Annotated in this window: 11 protein-coding genes and 2 pseudogenes; 10 read left to right on the top strand and 3 right to left on the bottom strand. The window is 66.9% G+C overall.

The genetic code is table 11. The annotated features are described in order from the left end of the window. The first annotated feature begins 94 nt into the window (after window positions 1–94). The 3 genes and pseudogenes from BJF87_RS21190 (at window position 95) to BJF87_RS21180 (ending at window position 3,270) form a co-directional block, all read left to right on the top strand. Window positions 95–1,329, top strand: a pseudogene (locus BJF87_RS21190) (serine hydrolase domain-containing protein). A gap of 33 nt (window positions 1,330–1,362) precedes the next feature. Then, window positions 1,363–1,947 (top strand): annotated as a pseudogene (locus tag BJF87_RS21185) (DUF1707 domain-containing protein). 81 nt (window positions 1,948–2,028) lie between these two features. Continuing rightward, window positions 2,029–3,270, top strand: coding sequence for a cation:proton antiporter (locus tag BJF87_RS21180; RefSeq protein ID WP_006357380.1), 1,242 nt, complete (start codon window positions 2,029–2,031; stop codon window positions 3,268–3,270). Here the strand turns inward: BJF87_RS21180 and BJF87_RS21175 are convergent. Together BJF87_RS21175 and BJF87_RS21170 are read right to left on the bottom strand one after the other, a co-directional pair. Continuing rightward, entirely contained in the window at window positions 3,224–4,270 is a 1,047-nt protein-coding gene (locus BJF87_RS21175) for a PHP domain-containing protein (protein WP_035751056.1), read from the bottom strand. The genes BJF87_RS21180 and BJF87_RS21175 overlap by 47 nt on opposite strands. A gap of 90 nt (window positions 4,271–4,360) precedes the next feature. Further along, window positions 4,361–4,705 (bottom strand): Lsr2 family protein, encoded by a 345-nt coding sequence (locus BJF87_RS21170; protein WP_006357382.1) that lies wholly within the window; start codon window positions 4,703–4,705, stop codon window positions 4,361–4,363. A gap of 846 nt (window positions 4,706–5,551) precedes the next feature. On the opposite strand from BJF87_RS21170, the gene BJF87_RS26185 reads away from it, so the two are divergent. From BJF87_RS26185 to BJF87_RS21135, 7 genes are all read left to right on the top strand, one after another. Continuing rightward, window positions 5,552–5,737, top strand: coding sequence for a hypothetical protein (locus BJF87_RS26185; RefSeq protein WP_042375637.1), 186 nt, complete (start codon window positions 5,552–5,554; stop codon window positions 5,735–5,737). Window positions 5,738–5,797: 60 nt separating this feature from the next. Beyond that, a complete protein-coding gene (locus BJF87_RS21160) occupies window positions 5,798–6,643 on the top strand; it encodes a rhodanese-related sulfurtransferase (RefSeq protein WP_075863844.1) in 846 nt (281 codons plus the stop codon). Continuing rightward, window positions 6,631–7,695, top strand: a complete 1,065-nt coding sequence (locus BJF87_RS21155) for a GTP-binding protein (RefSeq protein ID WP_075863843.1) — start codon at window positions 6,631–6,633, stop codon at window positions 7,693–7,695. Before BJF87_RS21160 ends, BJF87_RS21155 begins: the two co-directional genes overlap by 13 nt. 219 nt (window positions 7,696–7,914) lie before the next feature. Then, complete coding sequence (locus tag BJF87_RS21150) at window positions 7,915–8,940, top strand: N-acetylmuramoyl-L-alanine amidase (protein ID WP_035751063.1); 1,026 nt, start codon at window positions 7,915–7,917, stop codon at window positions 8,938–8,940. 33 nt (window positions 8,941–8,973) lie between these two features. After that, window positions 8,974–9,897, top strand: coding sequence for an SDR family oxidoreductase (locus BJF87_RS21145; RefSeq protein ID WP_006357387.1), 924 nt, complete (start codon window positions 8,974–8,976; stop codon window positions 9,895–9,897). Then, the gene (locus tag BJF87_RS21140) at window positions 9,894–10,673 is read left to right on the top strand and encodes a fructosamine kinase family protein (RefSeq protein ID WP_075863842.1); all 780 of its coding nucleotides are present in this window, start codon (window positions 9,894–9,896) and stop codon (window positions 10,671–10,673) included. Before BJF87_RS21145 ends, BJF87_RS21140 begins: the two co-directional genes overlap by 4 nt. A gap of 50 nt (window positions 10,674–10,723) precedes the next feature. After that, window positions 10,724–11,287, top strand: a complete 564-nt coding sequence (locus tag BJF87_RS21135) for a nucleosidase (protein WP_075863841.1) — start codon at window positions 10,724–10,726, stop codon at window positions 11,285–11,287. A gap of 15 nt (window positions 11,288–11,302) precedes the next feature. On the opposite strand, the gene BJF87_RS21130 is transcribed toward BJF87_RS21135, so the two are convergent. Then, window positions 11,303–12,238, bottom strand: coding sequence for a DUF6542 domain-containing protein (locus tag BJF87_RS21130; RefSeq protein ID WP_187346528.1), 936 nt, complete (start codon window positions 12,236–12,238; stop codon window positions 11,303–11,305). Between the last annotated feature and the right edge of the window lie 3 nt (window positions 12,239–12,241).

Raw genomic sequence — 12,241 nt, 5'->3', positions numbered from 1 at the left:
TTCCGGCAGCTTCGCAACTCGACGCACCGGCGTTTGCGTGCCCTATTTGCCGGATCCGGGCTCGAACCCGCCGCGGATGCCGGAAGCTGACCGTATGGCGAAGCGCTGGTCGGTGATCGTGGCAATACTGATGGTCGCCGCCCTCGCGGCCTGCGGAACATCCGGTTCGTCCTCGGATTCGCCGAGCTCGGCCACCTCCTCGGACCCCGGGAAGGCTGCCGAGATCGAGCAGATCGTCGAAGACGTGATGACGTCGAAGCATCTCAAGGCAGTGATCGTTCGCGTGACGCAGGACGGCGACGAGGTGATCACCAAGCGTTCGGCGAATCCCAGACCGGTATCCCGGCCACCCCCGACATGCACTTCCGCAACGGCTCCGTCGCCATCGCGTACGTCGCCGCGGTTCTCCTGCAGCTCGTCGACGAGGGGGTGGTGGCCCTCGATGACACCATCGGCAGGTGGGTCCCGGAGATTCCGCACGCCGACGAGGTGACGCTCGGCCAGTTGGCGACCATGACCTCCGGATACCAGGACTACGTTCTCGGCAACGACGCGTTCGAGACGGAAGAACTCAACAATCCGTTCAAGGCGTGGACGACCGGCGAGATGCTCTCGTACGCAATGGAAAAGCCGCTGCTGTACAAGCCCGGCACCAACTGGAACTACGCCCACACCAACTACGTGGTCCTCGGTCTGGCGCTGCAGAAGATCACCGGTAAGCCCGTCGAAGATCTGCTCCGCGAACGGATCTCGGAGCCACTGGGTCTGAGTAACACCGTGTCGAACCTGACCGCGGCGATCCCCGATCCGGCCCTGCACGCGTACTCCTCCGAGCGACGCGGAATCCTGAAACTGCCTCCGGAAGCGCCGTTCTACGAGGAGACCACCGGCTGGAATCCGTCGTGGAGCATCACCCACGGGGCCATCCAGACGTCGAACATCTACGACGTCGAGGCCACCGGACGCAAGCTCTTCGCCGGTGAGACGCTCTCGAAGGAGTCCTACGAGACGATGACGTCGACGAGGCTCCGCGGGATCGCCCGGCCGTTGCCCGGATGCGCGACGTGCGTGGCGATGAACGAGCGCTACACCTACGGGATGGGTGTGGTCCTGACCGGGGACTGGCTCGTCCAGAACCCGCTGTTCAACGGCTACGCCGCCGTGGTCGGCTACCTTCCCGACCAGAAGGTCTCGATCGCCGTCGCGGTGACCTATGAAGCGGCGGCCTTCGGACCCGACGGTTCCTACGAGAACGGTGGCAACCCGATCTTCTCGCGGATCGGGGCGCTGATGGCACCTGATCACGCGCCGCTGATCCCTCGTGACTAGAGCCGCCGTGGCCCGGTGCCTAGGGTGGGGTACATGGTCGACCGCCTATCCGATGATGATCTACGGGTCGGGAACCCCGAGCGTGAGCGCGCGATCGCGCTGCTGAACGATGCCTTCGCAGCGGGATATCTGGAGATCGTCGAGTTCGAGGACCGCTCCGGACTGGTGTACACGGCGAAGACCCGCCGCGAACTCCGCACGGTGCTCGAGGATCTCCCCAGCGCCGCCAAGCTGTTCCCCGGACCACCCGCTGCCGCACCGACCGGCCCCGCCGCCGAACCGCTCCACCTCGACGCGGACTGGAGCGAGGTCTGACGCAAGGGCGTGTGGGAGGTGCCGTCCTCGATCCTCGCGACAGCGTCAGTGGGTACCGTCGACCTGGACTTCACCGCGGCGCGGTTCACCGGACCGTCGACCTCGGTGCAACTGCAGGTCTCGGCGTCGACGGTGAAACTGAAGCTCGGGCCCGAACACGAGGTCCGTCACCGCGACCTCCACCTGTCCGGTTGGTCGAAGGTCAAGGACAAGGCCGGAGCCCCGACGCGGCCCGGGGGAGCGGTCATCGAGTTGATCGGATCGGCGTCCGGCATGACCTCGGTCATCATCCGCCGTACCTGACCGGTTCGCCACGGCCTCCGTGTGGTCGGGGAACGCGACGCTCTCGCGTGACGAGAGTGGCGCCGTGCCAGGATGTTCTGCATGATTCTCGCCGAGTCCGCGTCCACCGACACCTCGGTGATCGTGTCGCTGTTCTGGATCGTCCTCATCGCCGCGGTGTGCCCGCTGCTGTCGAGGCTGTCCCGCGGGTACGTTCCCGATGCCGTGTTGCTGCTGGTCTTCGGCATCGTCATCGGACCGCACGCGCTCGACTGGGCCGATCGCACGGGCATCGACATGCTCAGCCAGCTCGGTCTGGGCATGCTGTTCCTTCTCGCCGGCTATGAACTCGACCCGAAGCTGTTGAGCGGCAGAACCGGTCGCGTCGCGCAGCTGTCCTGGGCGGTGAGTCTGCTCATCGCCTGGGGATCGGTGGCACTGGTCGCCACGACCCTTGCGCTGGGGCTGGGCGAGGCCGGCTTCACCGCCCACATCGCGATCGCGATCACCCTCACCTCGACCGCGCTCGGCACCCTGCTGCCGATACTCAAGCAGGCGGGCCTCGACAACACCCGGCTCGGGCGTGCGGTGATGGCGCACGGCGCGGTCGGCGAGCTCGGACCGGTGCTCGCGATGTCGCTGTTGCTGACCAGCCGGAGCTTCGGAGGAGCGGTGATCGTGCTGGTGCTCTTCGTGTTGGCCGCGTTGCTGATCGCGGCTGCCCCACAACGCATCCTTGCGCGCGTCCCCGGGATCGGACGGGCCATCGGTGAGATGGCCGGTGGAACCGTGCAGCTGCCGGTGCGCGTCGTGGTCCTGCTGCTCGTGTCCCTCATGACGGTGGCCGCGGTCTTCGACCTCGACGTCGTGCTCGGTGCGTTCGCCGCGGGACTGATCCTCCGCCGACTCATCGGACCCGAGCATCCGCATGTCGGCAAATCCTTGGAGGTCATCGGGTTCGGGGTCCTCATCCCGATCTTCTTCGTCACCTCGGGTATGAACATCGACGTGTCCGCGGTCGCGTCGAAGCCCGGCACCTGGGTGGTCCTGGTGCTGGCCATCGCGATCGCCCGCGGCGTCCCGGTCTGGTTCAGCGCTCGTTACCTCGACGACGAGCACTTCCTGAACAACCCGCGCGAGCGCGGTCAGCTGGCTCTGTTCGCCGCGACCGGACTGCCGATCATCGTGGCGGTCACCGAGGTCGCGGTGTCCTCGGAGCTCATCTCCGCAGCCCTCGCCTCCACCCTGGTGGCTGCCGGCGCGACGACGGTACTGCTGTTTCCCCTCGCTGCCCGGCTCATCGGGAAGTCCACTCCAGCAAGCGATCCGACGACCACGTCGTGACGATCCGGTCCGGGTCGATGCCGTGCTCGACGGCGCGACGCGCACCCAGGACCTTGAACTCGAGCTGCCCGGGTGCGTGAGCATCGGAGTCGATCGCGAACAGACAGCCGGCCTCGAGAGCGATCTCGATCAGTTCGTCGGGCGGGTCCACGCGCTCGGGACGCGAATTGATCTCCACGATCGTGTCATTCGCCGCGCACGCCTCGAACACTGCACGGGCGTCGAAGGTCGACGGGGGCCGGTGGCCGCGCCCGCTGAGCACTCGGCGGCCGGTGCAGTGCCCGAGGACGTGGACGCGCGGGTCGGAGACCGCGGCGACCAGACGTGCCGTCATCGCGTCGTGGTCCATCCGCAGGTGAGAGTGCACGGAGGCGGTCACGATGTCGAGACGCTCGATCATCTCGTCCGATTGATCGAGTGCGCCGTCGTCGAGAATATCGATCTCGATGCCGCGAAAGAGACGAAAACCGTTCGCCTGCCTGCTGTTCCACTCATCGATCGCCTCGATCTGGGCAGCCAGCCGTTCGGCGCTCAACCCGTTGGCGACCGTCAGTCGAGGTGAGTGATCGGTGATGGCCAGCCACTCGTGACCCATGGCGTGTGCGGCAGAGGCCATCTCGTCGATGGGAGAGCCGCCGTCACTCCATTCGGTGTGCGCGTGGAGATCCCCGACGACGGCGGCGACCAGGTCGTCGGCACCTTCCGGCGGGTGGGTCGGATCGTCGTCCTGCAACCGGGCGAGATACTCCGGGACCCGGCCGTCGACGGCTTGTCCGATGACGGCCGCCGTCGTCTTGCCGATCCCTTTCACCGTGGTGAGGGTTCGGCCCGACGCACGGTCCCGCAGCTCGTCGGAGGAGAGTCGTGCCGCGGCCTGGGCGGCGCGCCGGAACGCCTCCACCCGATAAGTGCTTTCCCGCCGCTGTTCGAGGAGCCAGGAGATACGGGCCAACGCCTCCACCGGGTCGACCGGTGCGCCGAGTGGTTCGAGCGCCCTCACGTCTGCACCCCACAGACGACTACCGCCCGGCGCACGAGTGCAGCCGGGCGGTGGTTCGGGACGGGCGAGGAAGTCCTCACGCGTGACCGGTCAGTGTGCGGCCTCGAAGGCCTCGATGATGCTCTGCGGGATACGGCCGCGGTCGCTGAGCTCGTAGCCCTCGCGAATGGCCCATTCGCGAATGGCCTTGGTGGTCTCCTTGTTGCGCCCGCCGCCGGTGGCTGCGGTGGTGGCCGTCGTACGCTTGCCCACCCGGCCGGTCTGGCGCGAGATGTCGAGGTACTTCGAGAGCGAATCGCGGAATTGCTGAGCGTGCTTCGACGAAGTGTCGAACTCGTAATTCTTGCCGTCGAGTGACCACCGAACGGTTTCGTACTGATCCAAAACCTTGCCGTCGAGATCGTCGATGACCTGAACGATTTCCTTCTTCGCCATGAAACGCTTTCCCCTCGATTTGTGTCATGCGACCAACTCGGCCGTGGGGGTCTATTAAACCTTATCCACCCCGTTTTGATCTATTCTTCGGTGCACAGCTTAGACCCAAACTATGAGTAGTCGCTGAGAACCCCCGCCTAGACCATAAAGTATCGAAATGACTCAGGGAAGTCGGGACCCGAGAATTCTTAGGAAGTGGGCACTGTACTGCTGTCGGATGGCCGCAGTCGGGGTGTCTCGGGGCGAGTGGTGGCCCGTGATGTCCGAGTTGTGGACGTGATGGTCGTCGCACGTCGGGCTGATTCGTCCGATTCTTCCGGGGAGAGTGCCACCAGATCTTCGGGCGCACGATCAGCCGCATAGATTGTTCGGTATCCGCTGTCGGTCACCGAGAATCCCGCTTTCGACCGCGATTCGAGACAGAACAAGCCGACTGTCTCGACGAGGCAGGAGAATCGGGAAATGGAAATCGTGTACCCGAAGTCGACTATTGATGAGCGATAGAGAACCGGATAGCGATTGGTGCAGGCACCGCGTTGCGGGCCGTCCGAGCTGAGGATTGCGTAATCGGGTGCCCAGTCACAGGAGGCCGGCTCCGTGGACGGACGGGAGCGTCGCGTCGTGGGGCCGGAGTCGCCACCCTCGTTGATACGGCAGGCCAGTGACGACCTCCCGTTGGTGCCCGTCGAGCAATTGACTGATCGATCGGGTGTGGAGAAATGGAAGCCCGACGAGTCCTGTATCGGTGAATCGGGCGTGACCGATCCCTGATGAAAGCGCGAATTGTCGACCCGGGGAGCGAGTGCGACGACTCGCCCAATTGTCCAATCGGGAAGATTCTGTGCCGTGTCCTCACCCGTGGTGGTGGTTGTCGATGCCGACTCGAGCTCGGTGAGGGTCGACAGTTCGTTGGTGGGCGGAATGACGATTCGTGAAGGCGTGGTGTCGGTGGGTAACGAACATCCCGCAACGGTCACGATTGTCGCGGTGATCACGATCGCGAACGAAGCGCAGATCACGCGGCCGAAATGAGCCGGCCGCCGGCGGGGGACGGGTACGGGCCGCCGCGATCGATTTCCGTACCCTTGCATTGTGTCGACCCCCAAGATCGTCCTGTTCTACGTCTTCGTCCCGCTGCCCGATCCGGAAGCCATTCGGTTGTGGCAGCTGTCGGTGTGCGAGTCGCTCGGGTTGCGAGGCAGGATCATCGTGTCACGACACGGAATCAACAGCACCGTCGGTGGCGACATCGCCGCGGTCAAACGCTACGTCAGAGCGACCCGTTCGTACCCGGGGTTCGCCGACGCGGACATCAAATGGTCGGACGGGACCGGCGACGATTTCCCACGCCTGAGTGTCAAGGTGCGTCGGGAGATCGTGACGTTCGGAGTTCCCGACGAGATCGTCGTCGACGAGAACGGCGTGGTCGGCGGCGGTATCCGGCTGTCGCCCGAAGAGGTGCACCAGCTCGTCGACGAACGCGGTGACGAGGTCGTCTTCTTCGACGGCCGCAATGAGATCGAGGCCCAGGTCGGCCGGTTCGACGGGGCGGTCGTCACCAAGGCGCAGACCACCCGCGACTTCATCCCGCTGCTCGAGAGTGGCGCCTACGACCACCTCAAAGATCGTCCGGTGGTCACCTACTGCACCGGTGGCGTCCGGTGCGAGGTCCTCAGCACGGTCATGCGCAATCGCGGGTTCAGCGAGGTCTACCAGCTCGACGGCGGCATTGTCCGCTACGGCGAGCGCTACCGCGACGACGGACTCTGGAGAGGATCGCTCTACGTCTTCGACAACCGCATGAGCACCGAGTTCTCCGATCACGCCGAGGTGCTCGGACAGTGCGTCGAATGCGGCGCGCCGACGAACAATGTGGCCAATCATCCCGATCGCGAAGGCCGGGACCTCGCGGTGATCTGTCCGGCATGTCTGGCCTGAGCGCGTCCCGATCGGCTCGGCCGCCGGTTCCGGTGATCGTCGTCGCCGGTTTCCTCGGGTCGGGCAAGACCACGCTGCTCAACCACCTGTTGCGCACCGCGGGTGCCACCGGCACGAGGTTGGGTGTGCTGGTCAACGACTTCGGCTCGGTCAACATCGACGCACTGCTGGTGTCCGCGCAGGCCGACGGCGCGGTGAGCCTCAGCAACGGGTGCATGTGCTGCACGGTCGACGCCGACGGACTCGCCGACGCGCTGACCTCTCTCGTCCGCCCGAGCGCGAAGATCGATGCGATCGTCATCGAGGCCAGTGGTATCGCCGAACCCAGGTCGCTCATCCGAATGGTCACCGCAGTGGCGGAACCCCGGGTCCGCTACGGCGGTCTGGTCTATGTGGTCGACGCCGCGCACATCCACACGTTGCGTGAAGAACACCCAGAGGTCGACGCGCACATGGCTATTGCCGATCTCATCCTGGTCAACAAGGCCGACCTGATCTCCGACACGGATCTTCGGGGCGTCGAAGAGCTTGTCGGCCAGCTGAATCCGACTGCAGCAACGCTGATCACGCAGGAGGCCCGCGTCGACCCCGCGCTGCTGTTCGACATCGACGAGACGGCCGTCGACGACGAACCCCGTAGCGGCCAACTGACTCTCGACGAACTCTTCCTCGAAGAGCACGGGCACTCCGATCGCCAGCATCTGCACGCCGGGTACGAGGCGGTCGCCTTCCGCAGCGACGAACCCCTGGACCCGCGGCGGCTCGCGAGGTTTCTGGAGCGGCCCCCGAGCGGCTGCTTCCGGATCAAGGGCATCGTGCACTTCGACCTGCCTCGCTACCGGCAGAAGTTCGTCGTCCACGGTGTGGGCGGTTTCGTCCGGGTCGAGCGCGGGTCCTGGGAGTCGCAGACCCCGTCGACCGAGCTCGTCGCCATCGGTCGAGGCCTCGACCCCGACGCGGTGCATGCCGAACTGCGCGCCGCGATCGCGCGGCCGGAGGACGCGGCCGACGAGCACGGCATCCTCAGCGTCCTGCGGCATGTGCCGGCCTGACCGCCGATCCTCGCGACACGTGTCGTGGATCACCCGACACGCCGGGTGAGATGTCACATCTGGCTAACGAAATCCCAAAGGTCCAGGTCTTCCATTTCGCAAACTCCGCGAACCCTGTTTCACTGTTAAGTCTGTTACCAGTGTGACCGATGGTGCCTAACGGGAGGAGTGAGGCGAATGGCCAGAGCTGAAACGCGTGGTCGTCGCCTCGAAACGCCGATGTTCCAGAAGATGATGAAGAAGCGCATGATGACGACCGCCTTCGCCGTGACGGCGGTGGCGTCGACCGTGATGGCGTCCAACCTGGTGGTGGCCCCGGCGCAGGCCGCGCCCGCCCGGGGGGCCGCGCTGGCAGGTAAGACGATCTTCCTGGACCCGGGTCATCAGGCGAGCGCCGCCGGCCGCAGCCTCAGCGCGCAGGTGCCCGACGGGCGCGGCGGCAAGAAGGATTGCCAGACGACCGGCGCAACCGGGGTGAACGGCGCGAGGGAGCACACCGTCAACTGGCAGATCAGCCAGCTGGTGAAGGCCGGCCTGGAAAGCCAGGGCGCCCGCGTCGTGCTCAGCCGGCCCGACGACCGTGGCTGGGGCGGCTGCGTGGACGAGCGCGCCGCCGCGGCGAGCCGATCCGGGGCAGCGGTGGCGGTGAGCCTGCACGCCGATTCGACGAGCCGCGGAGCGGACGGAGCCAAGAAGGGCTTCCACATGATCGTGCCGTCGTTGCCGATCTCGGACCCCACCGTCAACCGCGTGCAGTCGGGTGAGGGGCGCAAGGCGTCGAATGTCATGCGCGATTCGTTCCTCGCCGCGGGATTCCCGTCGGCCAACTACGCGGGCGTGAGTAACGGCATCCAGACGCGTCCGGACATCGCCGCGGTCAACCTGACCAAGGTGCCTGCCGTTTTCATCGAGATGGGCAACCTGTCCAACCCGGCCGAGGCCGCCGCACTGGCCGGACGCGACGGCCAGCTCAAGTACGCGATGGCCATCACCGACGGCATCCTGAAGTACGTCAACGGCAGCGCGGCAACCGGCTCTGCCCCCGCACCGTCGGTGCCGCTGGCCGACGACGCCAGCGGGCTGTCCGTGGTGATCCCATTCGTCCAGCAGCTGCTCGCCACCGAGGAGCCCGAGGCCGTCGTACAGCTGCTGACGACCCAGGGGCAGGACGTGTCGGCGCAGGTCCTCAAGGCGATGCTGACGATTCTGTACGGCCTGTTCGACGGGAAGCTGCCGATCGGCTGAGCCTGCCCGCCTCCGGCGACTAACCTCGGCCCCATGGGCATTCGAGATCTCCTGGTGATGGACACTCCGGTGCCGTCGTTGCGTGGACGCAAGGTACTGATCACCGGCGCGGCGAGTGGGATCGGACGCGCGACCGCCGAGGCGGCGGCGGCCCAGGGCGCCGAACTCGTGCTGACCGATCTGCACGCCGACCAGCTCGACGAGGTGGTCACCGGAATCCTCCGTGCCGACGGCACCGTGCTGTATCACGTCGCCGGAGACGTCTCCGACTACGACTGGGTGGCCAACTTCGCGCGGCAGGTCGACGCCGAGGTCGGCGTGATGGACGTCGTGATGAACATCGCCGGGATCTCGGCGTGGGGCACGGTCGAGAACCTCGAGCACCGGCACTGGCGGTCACTGGTCGACGTCAATCTGATGGGCCCGATCCACATCATCGAATGCTTTGTGCCGCAGATGGTCCGACGAGGCGCCGGCGGCCACATCGTCAACGTCTCGTCGGCCGCCGGGCTGCTCGCCCTTCCATGGCACGCCGCCTACAGTGCGAGCAAGTTCGGGATCCGCGGCGTCTCCGAGGTCCTCCGGTTCGACCTGCGCCGCCACCGGATCGGGGTGTCGCTGGTGTGCCCGGGTGGGGTGGACACACCGCTGGTCGACACCGTCGAGATCGTCGGCGTCGACCGCGATGATCCGCGAGTCAAGGCCGCCATCAACAACTTCCACAAGGTCGCGGTGTCGCCGGAGACCGCCGCCGCGGCGATCCTCAAGGGAATCCGCAAGAACCGTTTCATGGTCTACACCTCCTTCGACATCCGGTTCGGCTACTGGTGGGCACGGAAGTTCGCGCTGCCCTACGAGATCGTGATGCGGGTGGCCAACGACCGGTTCGACAAGCTCGCGCGCATCAGCGGTACCAAGCTCGAGGAGCGGGCGCGCGACCACCATTCCACTCAGTGAGCCGCGTCTTCCGTAAGACGCTGCGAGGCAGCGGTCCGCCGGGAGGGCATCCCGACTTCTTCGCCGCCGAAGCGGCCGGTCTGCGCTGGCTCGCCGACGCCGGTGCGCCGGTCGCGAAGGTGCTCGCCGTGAGCGAGGACGCCATCGAACTCGAGAAACTCGACACGACCCGTCCCGACCCCGAGGCCGCCCTCGCGTTCGGCGGGGCGCTGGCGAGGATGCACGACGCCAGTGCCCCGCGGTTCGGTTCACCACCCACCGGCTTCGACGGCCAGTTGTTCATCGGCCGACGCCCGCTGAGTTCCGTCGAATACGACTCGTGGGGCGAATTCTATGCACGGGAGCGCGTCGAGCCCTATCTGCGTCCGGCCCGGGATGCGGGCAACCTGACCGCCGCGGACTCCGACGCCGTCCGCGCCGCCTGCGAGCTGATCGCGAGCGGCGCCTTCGACGACGACGAACCCGCCGCCCGCATCCACGGCGACCTCTGGAACGGGAACGTGCTGTGGACCCCGTCGGGCGTCGTCCTGATCGACCCGGCAGCGCACGGGGGTCACCGCGAGACCGACCTCGCGATGCTCGCGCTCTTCGGCTGCTCGCTACTCGACGAGATCGTCGTCGGGTATCAAAAGACGCATCCGTTGGTCCCCGGCTGGGAGGACAGGGTCGAGCTCCATCAGTTGCATCCGCTCGCGGTGCACGCGGCCGGACACGGACCGGGGTACGGCACCGCGCTCAGCCGAGCGGCCCGGGCCGTACTCGGCGCTCACGCGTGATCGGGACACGCGATAATCACCCGGTGTCTGATGACGGAGTGTGGAGCGGCGTGTCCGGAAGCGTCCTGATCGTGTCGGCGACCCGAGCCGAGGCGCGGCATCTGCCTGCCGGGTCGCGGTTGCTCGTCACCGGGATCGGCAAGGTCCGGGCGACGATGGCGCTGAGTCGGGAGCTGGCCGCCGGTGCACCGGTCCGACAGGTGATCAACATCGGTACCGCGGGTGCGCTGCGGGACGGTGTCGTCGGTTCCGGGCGCGATCTGTTCACCCCGTCGGCGGTGCTCGAACACGACATCAGCAGTGCCGAACTCCGCGCCATGGGCTACGAGATGACCGACCGCTGGGAACTCCCGGACGGCGACGGCACGGTGCTCGCATCGGGGGACACCTTCGTCGCCGACCCGGTGCGTCGGGCCGAACTCGCCCGCCACGCCGACCTCGTCGACATGGAGGGGTGTGCGGTCGCCCATGTGAGCGCCCAGTTCGGCGTCCCGTGCCGGCTCGTCAAGGCCGTCACCGACAACGCCGACGAGGGCGCGATGGAGTGGCCCGATCTGGTCGACGCCGCAGCCCGCCGGCTGGGGCAGTGGATCGAACTGAACGTCGGTGGCTGAGGGCCACCCGGCAGATCAGGAACGGGTGTCGGCGACGTCGGCCGGACCGGCGTCGGTGGCCGACTCGTAAGCCTGGAAACCCGACGCGGCGGCCTCGGTGCGAGGTGTGTCCGCCTGACCGGTGAGCGGGGCGTCGGACGGGGTGAGATCGGGTGCGCCGAGGTCCGCGACGGTCGGGCGAGCGCTGGTCGGGGTCCGCTGGGCAGTGGTCCGTTCGACGGTCGCCGTACGAGCCGTCGTGGCCGGACGTTCGGACGAGGCCGGACGTTCGGACGAGGCAGGTCGCTCCGACGCCGAGCCGGGACGGGACCGCTGTGGCCTCGACCGGTTGGACGGCGACGTGGTGGTCTGTGCGGCGCCGGTCTGGCCGGAGCCGGACTTGGTCCGGCGATGCGTCGTCGCGCGCTCGGTCGTTTCGCCGGTCTTCGCGCGGTCGGCCTTGTCCCGGCCTGCGCTCCGCGATGCGCTGCGGGTCCCGGTCGGCTTCCCGCGGCCACCGGAGTTCTTGTCGTCGTCGCCACGGGTCAGGAACCACCGGACCAGCACCAGCGCGAGGGTCACCAGGAACACCGTCAGCATCCAGGGGAAATCCGCGGCGATCGGCAGCAACACCTTGAAGATCAGACTCTTCAGTCCGGACGACGCCTGCTCGGAATTGAGTCCGTACAGCGTGGCGATGCCGACGAAGAACGCGATCAGTGGGGGCTGCGCGGCAGCGGTGAACAGTGCGCGGCGACGGACGGCGAGGGCGGCGACGACACAGCCGACGAGATAGCAGAACTTGTAGATCCCGCCGAGCGAGTCATTGCTGCCGGCGTCGATCGCCGCGCCGAGGGCCGTGATCCCGGTAGCCAGGAGAACGGCACCCCACCACGGCACTCCGCGGACCGCGGGCATCACGGACTGCTGGTCCAGTGGTACCGCGGTCTGTAGACGTTGCGGGGAAGGCACATG

It is taken from the genome of Gordonia sp. CNJ-863 (assembly GCF_001942325.1).
Lineage (GTDB): Bacteria > Actinomycetota > Actinomycetes > Mycobacteriales > Mycobacteriaceae > Gordonia > Gordonia alkanivorans.
The sequence above is the reverse complement of the archived record's forward strand: the minus strand, read 5'-3'. Positions and strand labels throughout refer to the sequence as shown.